Genomic DNA, 23,213 nt, shown 5'->3' with positions numbered 1-23,213 from the left:
TCCAGGCAGGTCAGCCGGTCGCGCCGCGATAGGCCATGCGCGTATAGCTGTCGCCCGCGGCCAGTTCGTCGAGCATCTGCCGGATGCGTTTCTGGCGCGTCTCGGGCTTCTTCGCCCTGCTGATCCAGCCAAGATAATCGTTGCGCTGATAGGCCGGCCGCGCCGCATAGGCGTTTTCGAGGCCGCGCTCGGCCAAGAGCCGCGCGATTTCTTCGGGCATCGGTTGCAGCGGACGTGTCAGGCTCGTCGCTTCGTTCATGGTCTACGGTGCCTTGGTTGGAACGGTGATGTTGATCGTGTCGGGCGTCAGTTCGCCGCCGAGCTCGACGGTCTTCTTCTGCTTGTCGAAGACGCAGATCTGGGTCACGGCGGTGTCGGATCCCTTGGGCGTGCCGATCACCAGCGCCAGGCCGAAGCTTTCCGAGCCGAAGGGATCGACAACGGCGCTTGCCTTTTCGAGTGAGCTGGCGGCTGCCAGGCACGTCTGCGAAACCTCGGCCCGGAACGTCTCCCATGCATCGCCCGAGGAGGCGGCCGCGCTGGACGCGACAAGCACCGTGGCCGCAGTGAAGGTGAGGGCGGAGGCGAAGTGGTGTGTCATGGTCGATACCTTATGCATGGTTGTATTGATTGCCAAGCTGCAAGCAAACCGTGGCATGAATGTGCTCGAAAGTGTCATGCTTTCAAAATGATGTTGAAAGTATATTCCGTGGGTTGAGGAAAAATTGGCATTGCATCGGTTGCCTCCATGGGGGTCGGTGCCTATGTTCCCGCTCACGGATTTCCCGACGAAATTCCATGCCAAGAGGAGATGCCCACATGGCTTTCGAATTGCCGAACCTTCCCTACGACTACGATGCGCTGGCGCCCTACATGTCGCGCGAGACGCTCGAGTACCACCACGACAAGCACCACCTGGCTTACGTGACCAACGGCAACAAGCTTGCTGAAGAGGCCGGCCTCTCCGACCTGTCGCTGGAGGAAGTCGTCAAGAAGTCCTACGGCACCAATCAGCCGCTGTTCAACAATGCCGGCCAGCACTACAACCACATCCACTTCTGGAAGTGGATGAAGAAGGGCGGCGGCGGCACCAGCCTGCCGGCCAAGCTCGACGCGGCCATCAAGTCCGACCTCGGCGGCTACGACAAGTTCCGCGCCGATTTCATCGCCGCCGGCACCGGCCAGTTCGGCTCGGGCTGGGCCTGGCTCTCGGTCAAGAACGGCAAGCTCGAAATCTCCAAGACCCCGAACGGCGAAAACCCGCTGGTGCACGGCGCCTCGCCGATCCTCGGTGTCGATGTCTGGGAACACTCCTACTATATCGACTACCGCAACGCCCGTCCGAAGTACCTCGAAGCCTTCGTCGACAGCCTGATCAACTGGGACTACGTGCTCGAAATGTACGAAGCGGCTGCCAAGTAAGCGGCCTGCATTCGATGCATGACCTTTGGACCCGGCGCTTGCGCCGGGTCTTTTCGTCTGGGGCGCGGACGGAGACGCGCGGCCTCAGGCACCCGTCGGTGGCGTCTGCCAACCGCTGACCCAGAGTTCCCTGAGGTGATTTCCCTCGCCGGGAAAATAGGCGTCCGCCGCTTCGCAATGCTCGACGCGGTCGGCCCGGAAGTTGCGGATTGCCTGCCTGAGTTCGCACCAGGCAACGATGTTGGCGGTTTCCGAATAGTAGATCAGCGCCACCGGGCGGATCATGCGTTCCGTCGCGCGGCCGAGTTCGTCACGATAGTCGAGTTCGAGCTTCTGCTCGTCGCGGATCGCCCGGCGCACCAAAGCGAGATCGATGCCGGCGGGCGAGGGGGCGACGGTGCCCCAGGCGTGCAGGGCCTGCGAACGAAAGGCCAATCTCAGCGGTCCGGGCACGGCGGCGGTGATCTTCTGGTTGACGCGGCCGGCCGCCGCCTTCAGCTCTTCATCGCCGGTTCGCGCGAGCAATGCCAAAGCGACGGCGATCGCCTCCGTTTCCTCGATCGAGAACATCAGCGGCGGCAGGTCGAAGCCGGGCCTGAGGATATAGCCGATGCCGCGGCCGCCTTCGATCGGCACGCGCATCGCCTGCAGCGCTGCGATATCGCGATAGATCGAGCGGACCGTCACCTCAAGCGTCTCGGCCATTTGCGCGCCCGTCACGGGCTTTCGCGCAAGCCTGAGGATCTGGATGATCTCGAAAAGCCGTGCCGCCTTGCGCATCGAAAACCGCTCCCCTCGTCAACGCTCCTGACACTACCTTGTCAGTTGCCCAGATTTATACCATCAGCCAACGGATTGAAAAAACAGCAATTCGTCTTGAGAAATCAAAACCGGGACGACGGACAACTGACATGACCTACACGGAAAATCTCTGGCTCTTCTTCACCCTTCTATTCGGCATCATCATCGTGCCGGGCATGGATATGGTCTTCGTTCTGGCGAATTCGCTGACGGGAGGGCGGGCGTCCGGGCTGTCGGCGACGGCCGGCATCATGGCGGGCGGCGTGCTGCACACGCTTTATGCGGCGCTCGGCGTCAGCGTCATCCTGCATCTGGTGCCCGGTCTCTTCAATGTGCTGCTCATTGCCGGGGCGGCCTATATCGCCTGGATCGGCTTTTCGCTGGTCAAAAGCTCGATCACCATCGGCGGCATCGAAGGCTCAGGGCGGCTGTCGCGCTGGGCAAGCTTTCGCCAGGGGGCGCTGACGAGCCTGATGAACCCGAAGGCCTATCTTTTCATGCTGGCCGTCTACCCGCAATTCCTCAAGCCGCAGTTCGGACCGATCTGGTCGCAGGCCCTGGTTATGGCCGCGATGATCGCGACGACGCAGCTTGCGGTCTACGGTGGCCTTGCCCTTGCCGCCGGCCGCGGCCGCGATTTCCTGGTCGGGAGCCCCGGGGCGACCGTATGGATCGGCCGGGCCGCCGGCGCCGTGCTCGTCCTGGTCGCGGCCTTCACGGTGTGGCAGGGCTGGACAATGCAGTGAAGCCGTCCTGGTTTTCGGGAAGTATAAACATGAATACTAAAGTCATGTTATAGGCGATGCCTGTCGAAATCCCGGAATTGCGGTGTTCGACGGAAATTTCTCTGTGCTAACAAGCACATCAAATAAATGTTACTTCCGTCGAATACTCAAGGTGACATCATGCCGGCGCATTGGGCATGAAGGCCAGGCAGCAGATTCGCCGAATAGATTTCATTGACCGGGAGATCCTGATGAAAATACGCGCACTCCTATTGGCCGCCGCTCTTGCGGGTCTGGGTGTTACCGCCGTGACCGCAGCCGACGAGCCGCAGGTGGTTCGTCAGCAACTGATGAAAAAGGTGGGTGCGGCGACCGGCGCGCTTGCCGGCATCGCCAAGGGTGAGAAACCCTATGACGCCGAGGTCGTCAAAGCGTCGCTGACGACGATCAGCGAAACGATAAAGACCTTCCCTGACCATTTCCCGGCCGGATCAGAAGCGGGGCATGAGACCGAGGCGAGCCCGAAGATCTGGGAAAACATGGATGACTTCAAGGCCAAGGCCGCCAAGCTCGGCACTGATACCGCGACGGTCCTGGCTCAGCTTCCAGCCGACCAGGCTGCCGTCGGCGCTGCCCTCGGCGGCATCGGCAAGGATTGCGGCAGCTGTCATGAGAGCTACCGCCTGAAGAAGGATTGAGCGGCGGCGACGTCGCGTCACGTTGAGACGGGAGGCACGCGACTTCGAGCCGCGTGCCTCCATCTGTATTTGGGGACAGCCTGCCTGTAGCAGGGCATGAGGGTGACAATGGGTCGTCGGACGAGGAAGCTGATTTCGGGTCTTGTGATGCTGGGCGTGGTCGGCGGCGCGGCCTTCTGGTGGCTGACGAAGCCGGCACCCTGGAGCCCGTCCCACTGGGAGGGGCTCGGAGAGCCCGATCTCGCCAACGGCGAACAGGTCTTCTGGGCGGGCGGCTGTGTGAGCTGTCATGCAAAAAAGGGCGCCGAAGGCGACGCGCGTCTCGTGTTGTCCGGCGGCGCACCGCTGAAGAGCCCCTTCGGTACCTTCCACGCGCCGAACATCTCCTCCGACGAAACCGCCGGCATCGGGACATGGACGCTCGCCGAATTCGGCAATGCCATGACCCGCGGCGTCGGGCGCAATGGCGAGCATCTCTACCCGTCGTTCCCCTACGGCTCCTATGCGCGCATGACGGCGAAGGACATCAACGACCTCTGGGGCTTCATGAAAACCCTGCCGAAGAGCGCCGAGGTGGCGCCGCCGCACGAACTGCCGTTCCCCTACAACATGCGCGTGGCCCTGGGCGGCTGGAAGCTCCTGTTCCTGACCGACAAGCCGCGCGCCTCAGTGGACGCCGGCGACCCGAAACTCGCCCGTGGCCAGTATCTCGTCGAGGGGCCGGGCCATTGCGGCGAATGCCATACGCCGAGGAACGCGCTCGGCGGCTTCGAGCCGGATCAATGGCTGGCGGGCGCTGCGAATCCGGAAGGCGAGGGACGCATTCCCGACATCACGCCGGGCTCCAAGAGCATCGGCGGCTGGAGCGCTTCGGACATTGCCTCCTATCTGGAGACCGGCTTTACGCCGGAATTCGATTCCGTCGGTGGTTCGATGGTCGAGGTGCAGAAGAACATGGCGAAGCTGACGCCTGCCGACCGCGAGGCGATCGCCGCCTATCTCAAGGCGGTGCCGGCACTCTGACGCTTGATCTTCTCGGCAAGGCGCGCTCAACTCGGCTTCACAGCGAGGAGAGAGTTTGAATGCGCCCACACGAAACCGTGCCCTACGACCAGTGGATCGAACGCAGCCCTGAGGAGATGGTGACCCGCGCCGCCGACTTCTATGAAGAGGTCAATCGTCGTCGCACGACGCGCTATTTCAGCAATCGCCCGGTGCCGCGCGGGGTAATCGAAACCTGTCTTAAGGCGGCGGGCACGGCGCCGAGCGGGGCCAACCATCAGCCGTGGCACTTCACCGTCATCGAGAGCGCCGCGATCAAGGCCGAGGTGCGTCACGCGGCGGAGGAGGAAGAGCGCATCTTCTATCGGGAGAAGGCGCCGCAGGAATGGCTCGACGCGCTGGCGCCGCTCGGCACCGATGAGGACAAGCCTTTCCTCGAGACCGCTCCCTACCTGATCGTCGTCTTCTCGCAGAAGCGCGGCGGCCCCAATCCGGGCGATCTGAAAAAGAACTACTACATCAACGAAAGCGTCGGCATCGCCACCGGCATCCTGATCACGGCGTTGCATCATGCAGGCGTTGCGACACTGACCCATACGCCGGCTCCGATGAACTTCCTCAACGAGATCTGCGGCCGGCCGGACAGTGAAAAGCCGTTCCTGATCCTGGTGGTCGGCTATCCGGCGCTTGATGCCACCGTACCGGTTGCCGGCAAGGTGAAGAAGCCGCTCGACCAGATTTCGAACTGGCTGTAGGGGCCGAAAACCCGGGAGCTTTTTTCTGTCCGGAGTGGCCCCCTCGTGGTCGGTGGCCTACCCGATGCTCGCGCTTTCGTTCACCTGATGCTCTCGTCCGTAGAGCGCGAGAAAACCGTCGAGCTCCGGTGAGCCGAGGCCGAGGCCATGCAGGATCTCGCCGGTAAAACTGATCGGTGCGGTGCCGGCGGCGGTAACGACATGGCCGCTGCGCAGCGCCTGCGGCTGATTGCGATAGTGCGAACCGCCACGATAGCCGCGCAGCGCTGCAAGGCTTTCGGCGCTGTTGCCGGTGTGGTCGACACCATCCAGAATACCGCATGCTGCAAGAGCATGGACGCCGCCGCAAATGGCCGCGACCACGCGCTTGTTGCGGTCGAAGGCGCGGATCGTCGAGGAGAGATCAGGAGCCTCATTGGTCTCCCAGACCGCGCCGCCGCAGATCACCAGCCCGTCGAAGCCGGCCGGATCGAGGGCATCGACGGAGAGATGCGCCGAGACGTCAAGGCCGCCCATCGAGGTGACGCGCGCGCCGTCGGCGGTGGCAACCTCGATATCGACGCCGAGATGGGTGCGCGCCGCCGCCATCAACAGCGCACATTCCCAATCGGCAAAGCCCTCGCACAGTACGATTGCAAGACGCATCGGCGACTCCTCAGCCAAGCTTCTGCATATAGCGCATGCCGGTCACCGGGCGAGGGACGAAGCGTTCGGATTCGTAGAAATGGTGTGCCTGGAAGTTGCCCGTGGCGGCGCTGACCGAAAGGAAGTCGCAGCCGGCCATCTTCGCCTGCTCGCGCGCCTTGGCAACGAGGTGGCGGCCAATACCGGTGCCCCGGCTTTCAGGGCGAACGAAGAGGTGGTGCAGTTCCATGCCGCGCGCGCCTTCGGCAGCCCGGTAGATCGGCACCAGGATCGCGTAGCCGATCAGCCGGTTGCCTGCCTCGGCGACGAGCGCCGTGATCCAGGGCGTGCGGCCGAAGAGGTCGCGCTCGAGCTGTTCCGGCGTGATTGGTGCTGCGTCGCCGTGATGGGCCGAGAGTTCGGCGATCATGTCGCGCAGCTCCGGCAGGTCGCGCTGCTTGGCGCATCGGATGGTGACCATCGGCGGCCGCGTCGACGGGACGGGATGAAGGGAAGGGATGGCGGTCTGTAGCATGTCTCGGCTCCTCGGGTTTTCTCGCCATCAGGAGCCGGAAAAACAAAAGCCGCCTGATGGCGGCCTTGTTGAATATGATCAGCAGGCCGCTCCTATCGGAACAGCCAAAAATACGCGCGGCAAATGGGTGCGTTCTTGATCATGGGCGCTAGATTGTTCGTTTTCGCGACTTTGTCAACGGGGATTTTTAACCGTCGATCGCAGCACGCCTTCCTTGGCCCGAAGTCTCAGTGCTCGCTCTCGCACATCGAATGGTCGGCGAGCGCCCGGATCACATAGCAGTCGCCGACGGTGTGGTTGCCGTCGCAGGCGACGATGCGTTCCAGTTCCTGCTCCAGCTTCCTCAGGCGCGCGATCTTCTCGCGCACCGTTGCCAGGTGCTCGCTGGCGATGCGGTCGGCTTCGCCGCAAGGTCGCTCCGGATGCTGGCTGAGGGCGAGCAGGTCCTTGATCGAATCGATCGACAGGCCGAGGTCGCGCGCATGGCGGATGAAGGCCAGCCGTTCCAGTTCGCTTCTTTCGTAGCGGCGTTGGTTGCCTTCCGAACGCTCAGGCGCTGCGATTAGTCCCATCTGCTCGTAATAACGGATCGTCGGGATTTTGACGCCGGTGCGCCGGGAGAGATCGCCGATGGAATACATGTTCGCCTCAAACCTATAGCTTCTGGAGCAATAGATAGTTGCGTGCTGTCCTGTGTCAATGGCCGGCGTGAGGGAGGGGCCGTATCGGCCCCTCCCGAATGCAACCGCAAGCAAATTGCGGTCGGGCCTAGCCGTGCTCCGTGCCGAGGAATGAGAGCAGGACCTCGTCGAAGAGATCGCTTTCTTCCAGCTGCGGCGTATGCCCGCTGTTCTCGAAGATCCGCACCGTCAGGTCCGCGAAATCGTCTCGATAGTCGTCCCAGGCGAAGGCCGGAGCGACGAGATAGTCCGACCGTCCAAGCGCAAGCAGCACAGGCGCTGCCAGCCTGTCCAAACCCTTGCGGACATCGATATCGCGAAAGACCTCTCCCCAGAGATGATCGAAGACCGGGTTGTTGACGGTAACATATTGCCAAAGCGGTGCGGCGTCGAAGTCCGGCTGATGCCAGCTCTTCGCGCCAAGCCGGATCAGCAGCGATTTGAAACGCTCCTCCGGCCGCGCGGCAATGTCGTCGCCAAGCCTCGCCATCTCCCGCGCGAAGATCGCCTTGCGCGCGGGCGAAACGGTTTCTTCCCAGATCCGGTCGGCGAGCGCCATGTGGCGGGCCGAATGGCTCGGGCCGGTGCCGACCATGATCACGTGGCTGACGCGCTCCGGGTGCCGCTTGGCATATTCGAGCGCCATGTAGCCATGGCCGGAATGGCCGAGGATCGCAAAATGTTCGAGGTCGAGATGCGCCCGCAATCGCTCGATATCGTCGAGCACCGTGTCGAAGCCGATGTCGCCGGCGGCATATTCGGTTCGGGCCGGCGCGAAGCCACGGTGATCGATGAAGACCAGTCGCAGTTTTTCGCGAAGCGCTTTCGAGAATGTGCGTGGATAGTAGATGGCGCTGCCGATGACGATGAGCGGCATGCCGCTGCCCTCGATCGAAAAACCAAGGTCGAAGGGGCCGGCGCGAAGGCTGCCGGCTTTGGAAACAATTCCGTCTTTGGTGGTCATGAAGATGATCCCAGCGATGGCCGATGAACGATCATACCGATGTCAGGCGTTCAGGCGGCCGGAAAAAAGCCATGCCAAAAGCCGCCGAAGGGCGGCCCGGGCTCGGTGAATTTTCTGGCGATGAACGTCGCTAACGGATCAGGCGCACGGATCTTGGTCCTCTTTGAGGATTGCTGGATATCATCGATTGTTCGACCGGGACAAGCCGGCCAAGACAAGCCGGCCAATACAAACCGGCCGGGACATGCCGCCCTGTCAGAGGATGTCGTCGCCGCCGTTGGCGAGATCTGCGGTCGCCGCGTCGCGCTGCTGCTCGACACCCATCGCGCGTTCGACAGCCATGCGGATCTCTTCTTCGACAGCCTGCCGCTGCTCGGGATCCATCTCCTTGAGTTCGCCTTCGGTCAGGCCCATCGCCTTCAAGACCTGTTCGCGGATCTTCTCGACGAGGCTCTTCTTGGCTTCCTGCAGAAACTCGTCGCTGACCGAGCCATCCGAGGCCGCGGGGCCCTGCTTTTCGGAAATGGAAGCAGTGCTTTCGCTTTCGCGGGTCGCGGTCATCCAAAGCGCGCCGGAAAGCGCGTTCGAGGTCGAGGGCGGAGCGATCGTCGGGGCCTGACGCGGGCGCGCGTCACCGCCGCTTTCTTCGATCGGCGCGATGGTGCCCGCCTGCTGGCGGCGTTGGGAGAAATAGTAGCTCGAAATGCTGTTGTCGATCTTCATGGGAATCCCCCGGAATCTGTCGTCCGGGGGAAGCTGCTGTCGCGGGCTTGCGCGGAGCTTGCCGTTGCAACTCCCTAGCGAGAATTAGGGATGCCTCGCGCGCCTCAGGGCAGGGTGTAGGCGATGATGTAGTCGCCCGGCCTGGTCCCGACCGAGCCATGGCCGCCGGCAACGATCAGCACATATTGCTTGTCGCCGACCGCATAGCTCATCGGCGTCGATTGCCCGCCGGCCGGAAGGCGCGCTTCCCAGAGCTGACGGCCGGTCGTCAGGTCGTAGGCGCGCAGATAGTCGTCGACCGCCGCACCGAGGAAGGCGACGCCGCCCTTGGTGATCATCGGCCCGCCGATGCCGGGCACGCCCACCTTGAACGGCAGCGGCAGCGGCGTCATGTCCTCGACCGTGCCGTTCTTGTGCTTGTAGGCGATCTTGCCGGTCCTGAGATCGGCGCCGGCGACATAACCCCAGGGCGGCGCCTGGCAGGGAACACCGAACGGCCCGAGGAAAGGGCCCATGAACACGCCGTAGGGTGCGCCGTCGTTGCGGTTGAGGCCTTGCTCCGAACCCTTCTCGTCCTGTTCCCTCGGAGGGATCTGGTCGCGAGGGACGAGCCGCGAGGTGAAGGCGAGATAGGTCGGCATGCCGAACATCACTTGCCGTTCCGGATCCACCGCGACCGATCCCCAGTTGAAGGTGCCGAAGTTGCCGGGATAGACGAGCGTCCCTTCGATCGACGGCGGCGTGTAGCGACCCTCGTACTTCAGCGACCGGAACGCGATGCGGCAGGCAAGCTGGTCGAACAGCGTGACGCCCCACATGTCCTTTTCCTGCAGCGGCGCCGGCATGAAGGTGAGGCCGGAGACCGGTTGTGTCGGGGCGGTGAAATCCTCCGCGATCGCGCCGCCCGGTGCCTGGACTTCCTCGACGGGAATGATCGGTTCGCCGCTCCTGCGGTCGAGCACGTAGATGTCGCCCTGTTTCGTCGGTCCGACCAGCGCCGGCACGACAGTGCCGTCCTCCTTGGTGATGTCGAGCAGCGCCGGCTGCGCCGGCACGTCCATGTCCCAGAGGTCGTGGTGCACGGTCTGGCGCACCCAGCGCACCGCGCCCGAGTTGATGTCGAGCGCGACGATCGAGGACGAATACTTCTCGACGTGCTCGCTGCGGCCCATGCCGAGCTGGTCGGGTACCTGATTGCCCATGGGGATGTAGACGAGGCCAAGGCCTTCGTCGTAGCTGAAGACCGACCAGCTGTTCGGCGAGTTGGTGGTGTAGGTCTGGCCTTCGGGGAGCGGCGTCGTCACGTCAGGGTTGCCGCTGTCCCAGTTCCAGATCAGCGCGCCGGTGTTGATGTCGAAGGCGCGGATAACGCCGGACTGTTCCTGGGTGGAGTAGTTGTCGTTGACGGCACCGCCGATGATGATCTTGCCGGCAACCGCAACCGGCGGCGACGTCGAATAATAATAACCGGCCGGGTTGTACTTCATGCCCGTTTCGAGGTGCAGCACGCCGTTGTCGGCAAAGCTGGTGCAGACCGCACCGGTCGCCGCATCGAGCGCGATCAGGCGCGCATCCGACGTCGGCAGATAGACCCGCTCGGCGCAGGGGCTGCCGGGGGCGGCGGCCGGGTCGGCCCAATAGGTGACGCCGCGGCAGGTCTGGTGCTGGCGGTCCGGGTTCATGCCCGAGTTGGAATCGTACTTCCATTTCTCTTCGCCGGTCGCCGCATCGAGTGCGATCGCCCAATTGTGCGGCGTGCAGGCATAGAGCGTATCTTTGATCTTGAGCGGCGTCACCTGATAGGTCGTCTCGCCCACGTCGTCGGGGCGCTTGACGTCGCCGGTCTGGTATTGCCAGGCAATCCTCAAGCCCGCGACATTTTCAGGCGTGATCTGTTCGAGCGGCGAATAGCGCTGGCCGAAGGCGGTGCGCCCGTACTGGTGCCATTCGCCCGGCGGCACCGAGCCGCCCAGCGGAGGATTGGCGGCGATCACATCGCTCGGCAGATCGCCGCGGATATCGTGCGGATCCTGCATGATCGCATATCCGGCAACACCGATCGCGACGAGCACGGAAATGGCGAGCGGCCAGCCACTCACGGCATAACGCGCGCCGGTCGGGCTTTCGAAGCCGAGCGGCCGGCGCACGGCCGGCAACAGCAGCCAGAGCCCCAAAAGCACGATGACGCCGCCGCGCGGGCCAAGCTGCCACCAGTCGAACCCGACCTCAGAGATCGCCCAGCCGAGCGAGCCCAGGATCATGACCGCATAAAGCCAGATCGCCGCCGATTTTCGCATGAACAGAAGCACGGCCGTCAGCAGGAAGCCGATACCGATCACGAGGTAATAGGGGCTGCCGCCAAGGATCAGCAGCTTGGCGCCGCCGCCGCCAAGCGCAAGGCCGATGAGAGCAAAGACGATGACCGTCAGAATGAGCATGGTGGGAACTCCCGCATTGAAGAACGGTGCCGTGGCACGGTTTTTTCCATTGCGGCGGTCCTTCGCCGGGGCCGCGTGAGACAGGGTGGGCTTCGGAAGTGGCGGTCGCGAGCCATGTCGCGGCAGCCCGGTCGGGGAGGCGCAGAGCGCCTGTCCCGTTAGCACCTAACGCGCCGCACCTGCCTTTCAATAGCCACATTCCGCACCGCGGCAATTTTCGCAGGCCCGCAATAGGGTTGCGCTCAAGGCGATGCGCCAGCCGATGGCGGATGGCTCCGCTGAGGCTCGTGCGGCCGGTGACGCGGGCGTGCCGGGGTGGGCTCCGGCTCGCGCATCTGTAAAAACAGGCGGATAGAGCGGTTTGGTGAATCTGTCTCAGTGGAAAGGCCAGGAGCCGCCGGCAGCAGGCGTGCCGGCGCGTTCCTGGATGGCGCCTACGTACCGCAGAAGGTCCGCTGGACTTCTTCTTCGGGGCTTGGTGGAGCCTGGTAGCGGGCAAATTGCGGCTGGTCGGCGAAGGGATTGGCGGTGACTTCGACCAGGGCCTCGAAGAGCGAGAAGTCCGCATCCTCGGTCGCCGCCACGATCGCTTCTTCGATCCGGTGGTTGCGCGGGATATAGGCTGGGTTGACGCTCTTCATGACTGTCGAGCGCTCGTCAGGCGTCGCCGTCTCGCGGCCAAGCCGCTCACGCCAATCCTGAAGCCACGTCGCGATTGCCTCGGCCGAAGCAAAGGTCGAGGCAAGCACGGTGTCGGTCGCCGGGTCGCGGGCGCTGTCGCAGAGCCGCCGGAAGGTGAGCGTGAAATCGGCCTCTCCCTGGTGCATGGCCGTCAGCAGCGCCTGCACCAGATCGAGATCGCCTTCCTCGTTCGTGACCACCCCGATCTTGCGCCGCATGCCGTCCAGCCAATGGCGCTGGAAGATCGCGCCATACTCGCCGAGCGCATCGTTTGCCAGTTCGACTGCCGTGTCCTGGTTGTCGTCGAAGAGCGGCACCAGCGTTTCTGCCAGACGCGCCAGGTTCCACTGCCCGATCGCAGGCTGGCTCGCATAGGCGTAACGGCCGATCTGGTCGATCGAGGAGAAGACCTTCTTCGGGTCGTAAGCGTCGAGGAAGGCGCAAGGGCCGAAGTCGATCGTTTCGCCCGAAATCGTCATGTTGTCGGTGTTCATCACGCCATGGATGAAGCCGACATGCAGCCAGCGGGCGATCAGCTCCGCCTGGCGCGCAGTCACCGCCTTGAAGAAGGCGAGATAAGGCCGTTCATCGTTCTTGATGTCGGGGTAGTGGCGCTCGATCGCGTAGTCGGCAAGGACCTTTACCGACGCCATGTCGCCGCGCGCGGCAAAGAACTGGAAGGTGCCGACGCGCATATGGCTTGCCGCGACCCGCGTCACGATGGCGCCGGGCAGGATCTGTTCGCGATAGACCGGCTGTCCGGTAACGACGGCGGCAAGCGCCCGCGTGGTCGGAATGCCGAGCGCAAACATCGCCTCACTGACGATGTATTCGCGCAGCACCGGCCCGAGCGCCGCGCGCCCGTCGCCACGCCGAGAGAAGGGGGTCTGGCCCGGTCCTTTCAGCTGGATGTCGCGCCGCAGTCCGTTGCGATCGATGACCTCGCCGATAAGGATCGCCCGGCCGTCGCCAAGCTGCGGCACGAAGGTGCCGAACTGGTGGCCGGCATAGGCCATGGCAATCGGGTCGGCGCCCGCAGGCAGGCGGTTTCCCGAGAAGATCGCTGCACCCTCGCGCTCGAGCGTGGCGACGTCGAGCCCCAGTTCCTCGGCGAGCGGCCTGTTGAGCTTGATCAGCCAGGGCTCCGCGACAAGGGTCGGTTCGACCCGCGCGAAGAACTGTTGCGGCAGGCGCGCATAGCTGTTGTCGAAGGCAAAGGCCTCGGCATTTCCGGTCGGCGACGGGGGAACATAATTCATGACAGGGCGGTCAACGGCTTCTGCCGGGATGGTCCGGCTGCCGTCCTTTCGACGTAAGTCTACACGAGCAGTGTGGCTTTCGCGAGGGCGGGGACCGCAGGGTGCCCTCCCGCAATTGCTTGCGAGAGGGCTGGGAGGGCGGGGCCACGCGCCTCAGGCGCTGAGCGCCGTCGGTGGAAGGCAGGCCTCGCAGATTGCCGCGATGTGGCGATGGTCGGTGCCGCAGCAGCCGCCAAGGATGCGCAATCGTGGCAAATGCGTCGTCAGCGTTCGATAGCGCCGGCCGAGGTCGATGGGGTCCCCGGCATCGAGCGTTTCACTGTCGTCAAGTTCGGCATGGCTCTTGGTCGAGGCATTGGCGCGGATGCCGGCGATGCGCTGAACCCAGGCGCTTTCGGCATCGAGGCTCGCCTCGAAATGGTCGGGATGAGCGCAGTTGACCATGTAATAGTGCGGATAGCCGCCGGTCGCCGCATCCACGGTTTCGATCGCGGTCTGAAGTGTGCGGCCGTCCGGCAGCCGGCCGTCGGTTTCCACCGTGAAGGCAATCGAGCAGGGCATGCCGTGGCTCTGGGCCGCCCGGGCAATGCCGGTCGCCTCGTCGATGCTGGTCAGCGTATAGGCGCCGACGATATCGGCGTCGCTGGCGGCAAAGGCGGAAATCTGTGGCGCGTGATAATCCTCGGCCTCGTCGGCACCCATGCGGCCCAGGCGATAGCCGTCGCCGCGTGGCCCGATGGCGCCGCTCAGCACGATCGGCGCTTGCGGGCGTTCGTACTCGGCGCGCAGTTCCGCCAGCATGTAGATGGCGTTCTGGTTGACTTCGGCGAGGGCGGCGGCGTCATAGCCGAGCTTCTTGCCCCAGTCGGCGCTGGCGCGCCAGGTGGGTGTGTCGAGCACGAAGCCTGTGCCGTGTTGCTGCGCGATCGCGAGGTATCGCCTGTAGTAGTCGAGCAGGCGTCGGCGTCCGTCCGCCGTCGAAATGAGCACGAAGGCGGCGAAATGCGGAAGGGCGATGCCCTCATGGAAGATCAGCGTCGTTTCTATGCCGCCGTCACTCAGGAACAGTCCACCCTTCAAGAGCGGCAGGCTGCGTCTGTACTTGGCCATATCGGTCTCCACCGGTTCAGTCTTGCTGATGGGCTGGGGGACGCCTCCTTTCCCCAGAGCCAAGTAAATTTCTGCCTTATCATCATCTTCTAAACTAGGCGACTTGCGGTATACTATTGCTAATATACTAAATTACTGTCGTAAAATCAGTAGCTTACCGTCGAGTTCTCGTCACTGCGCTATGGGCTGGTCGCCGTGTTGTTGCTGGAAACCGTACCAATGGTAGGGAGCGGCTAATGCGAAAGGGTGAGGAAACGCGGGCGAGAATCCTCGATGTTGCCGAGGCTGCGGTCCTGGCCAAGGGCTTCGGCGCGACCTCGATCGACGAACTGATCGCCGAGACCGGCATCACCAAGAGCGGTTTTTTCTACCATTTCCGGGACAAGAACGAACTCGCGCGCGCCTTGCTCGAACGTTACATCGAGAACGACGAGCGCATTTACGACGAGATCTTCGGCCGCGCCCATCAACTGGCCGACGATCCGTTGCAGGCTTTCCTCCTGGGACTGAAGATGCTGTCGGAGATTCTGGCCGACCTGCCAAACGGCCATCCCGGCTGCCTCGTCGCCGTCATGTGCACCCAGGAGCGCGCCTTCGATCGCGAGATCCAGGAAATCAACCGGCAGGCCGCGCTGATGTGGCGCCGGCGCTTCGGCTCGATGTTCGAGGAGATCATGCGCATCTACCGGCCGCGCGAGGCGCTCGATGTCGACCAGCTTGCCGACATGGTTTCGACCGTGCTCGAAGGCGGTATCATCCTGTCGAAGGCGCTGAAGCAGCCCGAAAGCCTGCCGCAGCAACTGCTCGTGCTCCGGTCCTTCGTCCGGCTGCTGTTCCAGCCGGCCTCCGCTTGAGCAATCCCAGGAAAAGTGCGGAGCGGTTTTCCGTCCGGGATTGCGTCGTACAAAAGCTCGTCCCAGGAAAAGTGCGGAGCGGTTTTCCGTCCGGGATTGCGCTATTGCCGTGCGTCAGCTCTCCATCTCAAGCGCCAGGTCGGCGAGCTTGCGCACCGTGTTGAGATTGCGGGCGGTGCCGGGCTTGTCGGCCGGCAGTTTGAGTTTCGAACGTCCGGAGCCGTTCGGGAAGTGGATGTAGATCTCGCTTCCGGCGATCTGCACTTCTTCCCCATCGGGGGCGATGAGCCTGTCGAGCGCGTCGGCCGGCGCCGGATCTCGCAGGAACACGACATGCAGAAGGTTGGGCTTTGCGTCCGGGAAGGGCGCCCGATCGGCGATCGCCCGCAGTTGCGCACCCGTCCGGATCATCACGCCCGGCGCTTTCCCGAGTTTGTCCTGAAGCGCGTCGTCCAGCATCGCGGCTGCTTCCGCCGATGCCAGGTCCGAGCGGAACAGGACGTTGCCGCTCTGAATGTAGGTCTTCACGCCGGCAAAGCCGAGCCCCTCGCAGATGGCCTTGAGATCGGCCATCGAAAGCGAGGAAGTGCCGCCGACATTGACGGCACGCAGCAGGGCGACGTGAACGGGCATGGCGGGCTTTCACAGATCAAATGAGAGCAGGATGGGGAAAACCGAACAGCCTTCCTCATCCCGACCCGATTACATCTTGCCGGCGACCTTGATGGCGAAGGCATATTCGAAGGCGATCTCTTCGAGCCGCTGGAAGCGTCCCGAGGCGCCGCCATGGCCGGCGTCCATGTTGGTCTTCATCAGGATCGGCTCGCCGCCCGTTGTCTTCTCGCGCAGCCGTGCGACCCATTTCGCCGGTTCCCAATAGGTGACGCGCGGATCGGTGAGACCGCCGAGCGCCAGGATCGCCGGATAGGGTTTGGCGCCGACATTGTCGTAGGGCGAGTAGCCGGCGATGATGTCGTAGAACGCGCGGCTCTCGATCGGGTTGCCCCACTCCGGCCATTCCGGCGGGGTCAGCGGCAGCGTGTCGTCGAGCATGGTGTTGAGCACGTCGACGAAGGGCACCGCGGCGATGATGCCGGCGAACTTTTCCGGTGCAATGTTGGCGATCGCGCCCATCAGCATGCCGCCCGCCGAGCCGCCTTCGGCGACGATCTTTGCGTAGGACGTGAACTTCTGTTGATTCAGATAGTCAGCGGCGGCGATGAAATCCTTGAAGGTATTGGTCTTCTTGGCCATCTTGCCGTCTTCGTACCAGGCAAAGCCGCGATCCTTGCCGCCGCGGATATGGGCGATGGCGTAGACGAAGCCGCGGTCGGCGAGCGACAGGCAATTGGTGTTGAAGCCCGCCGGAATGGTGATGCCATAGGCGCCATAGCCATAGAGCAGGCAGGGCGCCGAACCGTCGAGCGGTGTGTCCTTGCGGTAAAGCAGCGTCACCGGCACTCCGGTGCCGTCGAAGGAAGGCGCAAAGACGCGGCGGGTGACATAGTCGTCCGGGTTGTGGCCGGAGGGCACTTCCTGGGTCTTCAGAAGCGTGCGCGCGCGCGTCGCCATGTCGTAGTCGAAGAGCTGCGACGGCGTCGTCATCGACGAGTAGGAGAAGCGGATGACGTCGGTGTCGTATTCGGCGGCACCCGAAAGCCCGAGCGAATAGGCTTCTTCCGCAAAGGCGATCGCATGCTCTTCGCCGGTCTTGCGGTCGCGGATGACGATCTCCGGCAGGCCTTCGCGTCGCTGCAGCCAGACGAGGTGGCGGGCATAGGCCATGTGGCTGAGGATCAGCGTGCCCGGCTTGTGTGGCACGACCTCGCGCCAGTTCTCCTTGCCCGGTGCTTCGACCGGCGCTTCGACGATCTTGAAGTCCTTGGCGCCGTCGGCATTGGTGAGGATGTAGAAGACGTCGCCGCCTTCGGTCATCGCGTATTCGAGGCCGGTGACGCGCTCGGCGACGAGCTTCGGCTCAGCCAGGAGATCCTTGGTCGAAAGCAGCCGGTACTCGCTGGTCTCGTGATCGTGAATGTCGATGTAGATGAAGTCGTCGAGCAGCGAACCGCCGACCGACATGAAGAAGCCCGGATCCGTCTCCTCGAAGACCAACCGATCGTCCGCCTGGGCGGTGCCGAGGATATGGTGGAAGATCTTCGACGGGCGGTGGTTGTCGTCGAGTACTGTGTAGAAGAAGCTCTTGCCATCGGGCGCCCAGGCGCCGCCGCCGCCGGTGTTCTCGATCACGTCTGCCAGGTCTTCGCCCGTTGCGAGGTCGCGCACCCGAAGCGTGAAATATTCCGAACCCTTGTCGTCATAACCCCAGATGCCGAGGCTATGGTCGGTCGAATGGTCGAGCCCGCCAAGGCGGAAATAGGCCTTGCCTTCGGCTTCCTTGTCGCCGTCGAGCAGCAATTGCCGGATCGCCTCGTCCTTGTGGTCGCCGTCACGGGGAATGCGGAAGTAACGCGGCTGCTCGCCGCCGGTGACATAGGCATGGCCGTAGGCGAAGGGACCGTCCTTGACCGGGATCGAGCTGTCGTCCTCCTTGATCCGGCCGCGCATCTCGGCAAACAGCGTCTTCTGAAGTGCCTTGGTGTCATCCATCGCCGCGTTCATGTAGGCGTTTTCGGCCTCCAGATGCTTGCGGATATCAGGATCGAGGATCGAGGGATCCTTGAACATCGCCTGCCAATTGTCCGCGCGCAGCCAGGCATAGTCGTCGGTGCGGGTGATGCCGTGCCGGGTGTCGTTGACCGGCTTCTTGGCGGCGACGGGAGCTTCGGGGAGGTTGCTGAATACGGACAAGATGCGTCTCCGGGATCAATGCGGCGGGAGACAATGAGATAGAGACCCTGCCGATGGGGATCAAGCGCAAACGAGCCGACGATCAGGTTCGCGATCCGGTCGCGCACAGCGCTGCGTGACGCCTACCAGCGCCCTTTCAACGATTCTGCGGCATGCTCGATGAACGCCCGCACTTTCGGGGTCTGCGCCTGGCGGTCGGCAAAGCAGGCGTAGAAATCGAAGGGTTCGTGGTCGGTGTTGGCCACGCCAGCCTCCGGCAATCCGCCGAAAAGCGGCACCACAAGTCCCCGTTCGATCAGCGGTGCCGCGATGAAGGCGCCGAGCCGGGTGATGCCGGCGCCGGCGATCGCCATTTCGGCGAGCGTGTCGATGTCATTGCTGACGATCGTCGCCTTCAGTTCCGGCTCGAAACGCAGGCCGTCGCGGTTGAATGCCCAGCGAAAGATGCGACCGTGGCCGGCATAGCGGTAGACGAGGCAGTCATGGTGCGCGAGGTCTTCCGGCCGTTGCGGACGGCCGTGTCGCTCGAGATAGCCAGGTGCCGCGCAGATGATCATCGGCACGGAGGCAAGCTTGCGCGCGATCAGCCCCTGTTCCAGTTGCAGGCCGAAGCGCACGCTGATGTCGATGCCTTCGCCGATGTGATCGATCTCCCGGTCGGTAACGACGAGCTCGATTGAGACATCAGGGTACCGGGCGGCGAAGGACGGCACGAGCGACGCCACCACATGGCGGCCGAAGGCGACGGACGAGGCGATCTTGAGCGGGCCGCGCGGCTCGCTGCTCAGCGCCGAAACGGCCGCGGCCGCAAGCTCCAGCTCATGCACCACGCCGCGTACGCGTTCGTAGTAAATCCGGCCGCTCTCGGTCAGGCCAAGCTGGCGCGTGGTGCGGCTGAGCAGCCGGCTTCCGAGCGTGCGTTCCAGCCGCGCGATGTTCTGGCTTGCGGCAGCCGGGGTGATCCCCAACCTTCGCGCGGCCGCAGCGATGCTGCCTTCCTCGACGCTCCGGACAAAACTCTCCACTCCGCGCAACGTGTCCATAATGACATCCATCGAATAAATTCTATCATTCGATAGTTTTGCCTATTTCTGAAGGTGGCTGCAATGGCCTACCTGGCCGTGATGCGATCCGTATAGTGCGGCCCGAAGCAAAGGGATGGTCCCCGCGCTCAATCCCAGGAGACTTCTGATGGAAGATACCCTATCGCCGCCGCGGCTCGCGCGCAGCCGCAAGCTGCCGCCGCGCGCCGCCCCCGTCGCCTTCGCCTTCTTCATGTCGGCGATCATGGCGTTCCTGATGTGCTGCGTCATCGTCGCCGCCAATACCGGCATCGACGCCGGCTACCCGGCCCGCGTGCTCAACTCCTACGCGCTCGCCATGCCGGTCGCCTTCGTCTGCGTGCTCATGGTCCGCCCCGTGGTCGCGCGGCTCACCGGCGCCGTCTGCCGCCTGCCGGGCTGACAAAGCACCGTCCCGGAAAACCGGGACGGGCGGCTTCATGTTCCCCGGATGGTGAGGCACGCCATATCGCTTGTGAAATCCATTCAGCTGCAATTCAGCCGAGGGGTCGCATTCTGCATTCTGCCGCAGCAACGGGCGGCCCGAACGAGGGGGCATTCGAGATGGGCATGTTGAACAAGCTGGTGCCGGCGGCCATCCTGGCCGGGTCGATCTCCGCGGCACTTCCCGCCGGTGCAAGTACGTTTGTCGCCTGGGAAGTCTCCGGCGTCGACTGGAACGACGTGCTCAATGCGCGCGCCTGGCCATCATCATCCTCGGCCGTTCGCGCCGGCTACCCCAATGGCACGAAGCTGCAGATGACCGGCCGCTGCATGAACGGGGTCGATCTCCAGCGTATCGCCCGTTGGTCGGCTTCCGCCCAGCGCCGGGCCGTGCGCGAGACCTGGTGCCAGATCTGGCACGATCCGCAGCGCAACGGAAACTGGCAGGAAGGCTGGGTCTACGGCAGGTTCATTCGCCCGGCGCGCTTCTGATATTTGGCAGTGACGATAAACCACGAGCGTGGCTGGCAAACAACAACGCGCGATCAGGCGCTCTTGTACAAGAGCGGCATTGTTTTGTTTTTTGCCGGGAGCCGGATATCGTGAACAATACCTATGGCAGGCTTGCCTCTCATGTTTATAATTTAGACAAGTATATTGGAAAGACCTTCGGCGATATTGATTATTACCGAGAGAGGCTTCTTGGCTGTCACGGGCCGATCCTCGAGCCGGCCGTCGGCAACGGGCGGGCGCTGATCCCATTGCTGGAGGCCGGCTTCGATGTCACCGGCTTCGACGCTTCGCAGGACATGCTCGACTATTGCCTCGCCCACTGCACAGAGCGCGGCCTTGCCCCGGCCCTGTCGCGCCAGACCTTCGAGACCTTCACCTACGCGCAGCGCTTCGAAGTGATCGCCGTTCCCGCCGGCTCCTTGCAGTTGATCGCCGAGCATGCCGTGGCAACGGCCGTGCTGAAGCGCTTTCACGATCACCTGGTGCCGGGTGGCCGGTTGATCTTCGATCTCTACCCGAACGATATGGTCGCGGACCTGCAACCCAATATTCGGAGCTGGCGGACGGAGGCTGGCGACCTCTTGACCCTGACCAGCCAGCGGGTCAAGACCGACATCATCGGCCAGACGACGGTTTCGCACCTACGCTACGAGCTCTGGCAGGAGGGGCGGCTGGCGTCGAGCGAGCTCGAATTCTTCACCATGCGCTGGTGGGGCGTTCAGGAAATGCTGCTGACGCTGCAGGCAGCCGGTTTCGCCGATATCGTCGTTTCCGGCGATTATGCCTTCGGCCGCACCCCGCAGGATGGTGACCACGTCGTCACCTTCGAGTGCCGCCGCCCGGAATAGATCGGACGCCGGAGGCATTCGGGCAGAAGTGCCACGCCCAGTCGCCCGGGCGTGGCTTCAATTGTCAGCGGCAACGGGTCGCCGCATTGCTCTGGTCGAGCTTGGCGCCGTTGACGGTCAGAACCGAACCCGGCGACTGGGTGATCGTCCCGGCCGACCAGCCGCTGTCGAGCGTGCAATCGTTCGGCGTGTTGGTGACGCTGACATTGCCCGTGATGTCCTCAGCCGGGCCCGAGAAGTGCAGTCCCGCGATGCCGGCCTTGTCGACCGACATGTTCTTCAGCACGATGTTGTTCACCGGGCCGCCGAAGGATCCCCAGGCGTCGCCGTAGATGTGGGCTCCATAGGTGCCGGCATTGGTGACCGTAACGTCCTGCAGCGAAATGCCGGAGACGGGGTTGAAGAAAATGCCGGCCTTGAGCGGGCGGTCGACCTGAAGTCCCTTTACGTTCACATTCGTGGTCTGCACGTTGAGATTGGGGCTGGCAATGAGCATCAGGCCGTTGATCCCGCCGGTCAGGCGCATGTCGTTGATCACCACGTCCGATGTGCCCTGCAGTGCCACGAGATCCATGTCCCGGTCCTGCTTGGAATTATCGACGGTGACCCGGTCGAGTTTGACATTCTTGCCGGCGACGAGCAGCACCCCTTCGCGTCGCGAGTTGCTGATGGTGACGTTATCGAGCGTCACGTTCTCCGTGCCCTTGATCAGTTCATGTTCGGTACGGCTGATCTTCCTGAACTCGCCGCCGGCGAAGACACCATAGGTGACATTGTCGATCCTGGTATCGCGAACGGTGATGTTGCGGCCGCCGACCGAACTGATCGCGGCAAAGGGCGCCCTGTTCGGATTGTAGATCGAGAACTCGCAGTTGGTGTTGTTCTCGCAAATGTAGAGGTCGTGGATACGGCTGTCCTGAACCAGCGCGCCATCGACGTGCGTGAAGCGGATGCCGTCGTGGTTGGTGGCGCCAATGTCGACATTGCCGACGGTAACGTCTGCGGCGTTCGTGGCCGAAATGCCGGCGAGGCCGCCGCGCACCGAAAGCGACGAGACGGTGCTGCCCGACGCCATGGCGATGACATCCTGGGCGGGGTTGTAGCCGGTGATCGTGGTGGCGGCACCCTGGTTGACGAAGGTCGCGGTCGCGCCGCTTCTTGTGCCGCGGACAGTAATCGCGCCGCCGCCGCCGAGAAGCGTCTGGCCGTTGCCGAGCGCCAGCGTCCGGTCGAGACCGAGGTCCCCATCCGTCAGGATCAGCGCGTCGGTGCCGGCAGCGCCGATCAGGGCGTTGATGTCGGAGGCGTTGCCCGAAGCCGAGGATAGGGTAACGACCCGGCCGGCGTTGCGGCCGCTGCCGCCAAGCTGCGCCGCCTCGACGTCGCCGGTGGCGCCGGCATGCGTGCGGATCCGGGTCACGCGCTCGACGCGTCGGGTCATCGGATCGAAGGCATCGGTGGCTGCTCCCGTCGCGCCGAAGGGGATGCGCAGCCGTGCCATGACGGCGCCCTTCAGCTTGTCCTCGTTGTCATAGGTGCCGGTGACACCGAGCGAGACGGTCGAGCCCTCGGAAAGGCCGGGCAGATCGGCAAAGGTCAGTTCCGCGCGCAGTTTTGCACCGAACATGTCGCCGAGATTGCGGCCGCCATACCAGTAGCTGCCACCGAAGACCTTGAGCTGGACGTTGGAGTCGTCCTCAAACACCGGCAGCCGCCCGCCGATTTCGGTGTCGATACCGCGCCGCCCCCGTTCCTTGCCTTCCTGGAAGACGAGCACGTGGTCGCGCACATAGGCGGCGTTGAAGGCGCTGAGTGTCTTTGCACCGGTCAGCGGCAGGTAGAAGTTGCTGCGCATCTCGAGGTCGCCGCTGAGCGCTTCCAGACCGAAGGAGAGCTGGCTGAAGGAATTGCCGTGGTCGCTCTTCAGATAGTCGTAGTAGCCGTAGCCGCCGATGACCCATTGGTCATTGGCGCGGAAGCGATAGCCCGCGCCGATCGAGCCCTGGCGAACCGAGTCATTGACGATGGTCCCGCGTGTGTCGATGAAAATCGCATTGCCCGAATCGAGCACGAAGGGGAGGAAGAAGCCGCCGCCGGCGCCCGATCCGCCGCTGTAGAAACCGCCTTCGATTTCCGCCTGCGGACGAAATTCGACCGCCAGTGCGGAGCTCGAAAGCAGGGCGCTGCTTGCCAGGGCAGCCGCAAGAAAACTCTTATTTTTCATATTATTAACTCCGCATGTATGCGACCTTGGGCGAGGCCGAT

General features: G+C 63.5%; 24 protein-coding genes. 9 read left to right on the top strand and 15 right to left on the bottom strand.

The genetic code is table 11. The annotated features are described in order from the left end of the window. Positions 1 to 10: 10 nt before the first annotated feature. Positions 11 to 259, bottom strand: a complete 249-nt coding sequence (locus XB14_RS13055) for a YdeI/OmpD-associated family protein (RefSeq protein ID WP_077962051.1) — start codon at positions 257 to 259, stop codon at positions 11 to 13. A gap of 3 nt (positions 260 to 262) precedes the next feature. Further along, positions 263 to 601 carry a hypothetical protein gene (locus tag XB14_RS13050; RefSeq protein ID WP_077962904.1) on the bottom strand — a complete coding sequence of 113 codons (339 nt, stop codon included), beginning with the start codon at positions 599 to 601 and terminating at the stop codon, positions 263 to 265. Positions 602 to 819: 218 nt separating this feature from the next. On the opposite strand from XB14_RS13050, the gene XB14_RS13045 reads away from it, so the two are divergent. Then, positions 820 to 1,422 (top strand): superoxide dismutase, encoded by a 603-nt coding sequence (locus XB14_RS13045; RefSeq protein WP_077962050.1) that lies wholly within the window; start codon positions 820 to 822, stop codon positions 1,420 to 1,422. A gap of 84 nt (positions 1,423 to 1,506) precedes the next feature. Here XB14_RS13045 and XB14_RS13040 read toward each other — a convergent pair whose 3' ends face one another. Further along, on the bottom strand, positions 1,507 to 2,202 hold the full coding sequence (locus tag XB14_RS13040) for a helix-turn-helix transcriptional regulator (protein WP_077962049.1): 696 nt from the start codon (positions 2,200 to 2,202) through the stop codon (positions 1,507 to 1,509). A gap of 131 nt (positions 2,203 to 2,333) precedes the next feature. On the opposite strand from XB14_RS13040, the gene XB14_RS13035 reads away from it, so the two are divergent. The 4 genes from XB14_RS13035 (at position 2,334) to XB14_RS13020 (ending at position 5,403) form a co-directional block, all read left to right on the top strand. Next, positions 2,334 to 2,969 carry a LysE family translocator gene (locus XB14_RS13035; RefSeq protein ID WP_077962048.1) on the top strand — a complete coding sequence of 212 codons (636 nt, stop codon included), beginning with the start codon at positions 2,334 to 2,336 and terminating at the stop codon, positions 2,967 to 2,969. Positions 2,970 to 3,199: 230 nt separating this feature from the next. Continuing rightward, the gene (locus XB14_RS13030; RefSeq protein ID WP_077962047.1) at positions 3,200 to 3,646 is read left to right on the top strand and encodes a c-type cytochrome; all 447 of its coding nucleotides are present in this window, start codon (positions 3,200 to 3,202) and stop codon (positions 3,644 to 3,646) included. A 108-nt stretch (positions 3,647 to 3,754) separates the two neighbouring features. Continuing rightward, a complete protein-coding gene (locus XB14_RS13025; protein WP_077962046.1) occupies positions 3,755 to 4,669 on the top strand; it encodes a c-type cytochrome in 915 nt (304 codons plus the stop codon). A 59-nt stretch (positions 4,670 to 4,728) separates the two neighbouring features. After that, on the top strand, positions 4,729 to 5,403 hold the full coding sequence (locus tag XB14_RS13020; RefSeq protein WP_077962045.1) for a nitroreductase family protein: 675 nt from the start codon (positions 4,729 to 4,731) through the stop codon (positions 5,401 to 5,403). 57 nt (positions 5,404 to 5,460) lie between these two features. Here the strand turns inward: XB14_RS13020 and XB14_RS13015 are convergent, their stop codons facing one another. The 8 genes from XB14_RS13015 to XB14_RS12980 all read right to left on the bottom strand — a co-directional run bounded on the left by XB14_RS13015 (position 5,461) and on the right by XB14_RS12980 (position 14,417). Continuing rightward, positions 5,461 to 6,048, bottom strand: coding sequence for a DJ-1/PfpI family protein (locus XB14_RS13015; RefSeq protein WP_077962044.1), 588 nt, complete (start codon positions 6,046 to 6,048; stop codon positions 5,461 to 5,463). 10 nt (positions 6,049 to 6,058) lie between these two features. Continuing rightward, complete coding sequence (locus tag XB14_RS13010) at positions 6,059 to 6,562, bottom strand: GNAT family N-acetyltransferase (protein WP_077962043.1); 504 nt, start codon at positions 6,560 to 6,562, stop codon at positions 6,059 to 6,061. A gap of 227 nt (positions 6,563 to 6,789) precedes the next feature. Further along, the gene (locus tag XB14_RS13005; RefSeq protein WP_077962042.1) at positions 6,790 to 7,203 is read right to left on the bottom strand and encodes a MerR family transcriptional regulator; all 414 of its coding nucleotides are present in this window, start codon (positions 7,201 to 7,203) and stop codon (positions 6,790 to 6,792) included. A gap of 127 nt (positions 7,204 to 7,330) precedes the next feature. Further along, complete coding sequence (locus XB14_RS13000) at positions 7,331 to 8,206, bottom strand: alpha/beta fold hydrolase (protein WP_077962041.1); 876 nt, start codon at positions 8,204 to 8,206, stop codon at positions 7,331 to 7,333. A gap of 255 nt (positions 8,207 to 8,461) precedes the next feature. Further along, positions 8,462 to 8,929, bottom strand: coding sequence for a hypothetical protein (locus XB14_RS12995; RefSeq protein WP_077962040.1), 468 nt, complete (start codon positions 8,927 to 8,929; stop codon positions 8,462 to 8,464). Between the two features lie 104 nt (positions 8,930 to 9,033). Further along, positions 9,034 to 11,367: a glucose/quinate/shikimate family membrane-bound PQQ-dependent dehydrogenase gene (locus XB14_RS12990; RefSeq protein ID WP_077962039.1), complete on the bottom strand. Its 2,334-nt coding sequence runs from the start codon at positions 11,365 to 11,367 to the stop codon at positions 9,034 to 9,036. Positions 11,368 to 11,801: 434 nt separating this feature from the next. Beyond that, positions 11,802 to 13,307: a protein adenylyltransferase SelO gene (locus XB14_RS12985; RefSeq protein WP_077962038.1), complete on the bottom strand. Its 1,506-nt coding sequence runs from the start codon at positions 13,305 to 13,307 to the stop codon at positions 11,802 to 11,804. A 153-nt stretch (positions 13,308 to 13,460) separates the two neighbouring features. Then, the gene (locus tag XB14_RS12980) at positions 13,461 to 14,417 is read right to left on the bottom strand and encodes a homocysteine S-methyltransferase family protein (RefSeq protein WP_077962037.1); all 957 of its coding nucleotides are present in this window, start codon (positions 14,415 to 14,417) and stop codon (positions 13,461 to 13,463) included. Between the two features lie 236 nt (positions 14,418 to 14,653). Here XB14_RS12980 and XB14_RS12975 point away from each other — a divergent pair, with 236 nt between their 5' ends. Next, positions 14,654 to 15,271 carry a TetR/AcrR family transcriptional regulator gene (locus XB14_RS12975; protein ID WP_077962036.1) on the top strand — a complete coding sequence of 206 codons (618 nt, stop codon included), beginning with the start codon at positions 14,654 to 14,656 and terminating at the stop codon, positions 15,269 to 15,271. A 114-nt stretch (positions 15,272 to 15,385) separates the two neighbouring features. On the opposite strand, the gene XB14_RS12970 is transcribed toward XB14_RS12975, so the two are convergent. From XB14_RS12970 to XB14_RS12960, 3 genes are all read right to left on the bottom strand, one after another. Further along, on the bottom strand, positions 15,386 to 15,904 hold the full coding sequence (locus XB14_RS12970) for a DUF1697 domain-containing protein (protein ID WP_077962035.1): 519 nt from the start codon (positions 15,902 to 15,904) through the stop codon (positions 15,386 to 15,388). A 69-nt stretch (positions 15,905 to 15,973) separates the two neighbouring features. Beyond that, positions 15,974 to 18,082 carry a S9 family peptidase gene (locus XB14_RS12965; RefSeq protein ID WP_077962034.1) on the bottom strand — a complete coding sequence of 703 codons (2,109 nt, stop codon included), beginning with the start codon at positions 18,080 to 18,082 and terminating at the stop codon, positions 15,974 to 15,976. 122 nt (positions 18,083 to 18,204) lie between these two features. Continuing rightward, positions 18,205 to 19,125, bottom strand: coding sequence for a LysR family transcriptional regulator (locus XB14_RS12960; protein WP_077962903.1), 921 nt, complete (start codon positions 19,123 to 19,125; stop codon positions 18,205 to 18,207). A 148-nt stretch (positions 19,126 to 19,273) separates the two neighbouring features. On the opposite strand from XB14_RS12960, the gene XB14_RS12955 reads away from it, so the two are divergent. The 3 genes from XB14_RS12955 to XB14_RS12945 all read left to right on the top strand — a co-directional run bounded on the left by XB14_RS12955 (position 19,274) and on the right by XB14_RS12945 (position 20,948). After that, positions 19,274 to 19,546, top strand: coding sequence for a DUF2798 domain-containing protein (locus XB14_RS12955; protein ID WP_077962033.1), 273 nt, complete (start codon positions 19,274 to 19,276; stop codon positions 19,544 to 19,546). Between the two features lie 167 nt (positions 19,547 to 19,713). After that, the gene (locus tag XB14_RS12950; protein ID WP_143348373.1) at positions 19,714 to 20,079 is read left to right on the top strand and encodes an SH3 domain-containing protein; all 366 of its coding nucleotides are present in this window, start codon (positions 19,714 to 19,716) and stop codon (positions 20,077 to 20,079) included. Positions 20,080 to 20,189: 110 nt separating this feature from the next. Further along, a complete protein-coding gene (locus tag XB14_RS12945) occupies positions 20,190 to 20,948 on the top strand; it encodes a class I SAM-dependent methyltransferase (RefSeq protein ID WP_077962032.1) in 759 nt (252 codons plus the stop codon). 64 nt (positions 20,949 to 21,012) lie between these two features. On the opposite strand, the gene XB14_RS12940 is transcribed toward XB14_RS12945, so the two are convergent. Next, entirely contained in the window at positions 21,013 to 23,172 is a 2,160-nt protein-coding gene (locus XB14_RS12940; RefSeq protein ID WP_179119582.1) for an inverse autotransporter beta domain-containing protein, read from the bottom strand. Positions 23,173 to 23,213 lie beyond the last annotated feature (41 nt).

Origin of the sequence: Ensifer adhaerens (assembly GCF_002007205.1) — a bacterium.
Taxonomy (GTDB): Bacteria; Pseudomonadota; Alphaproteobacteria; order Rhizobiales; family Rhizobiaceae; genus Ensifer; species Ensifer adhaerens_D.
Note: the sequence above shows the minus strand (reverse complement) of the source record. Positions and strands in the feature narration are given on the sequence as shown.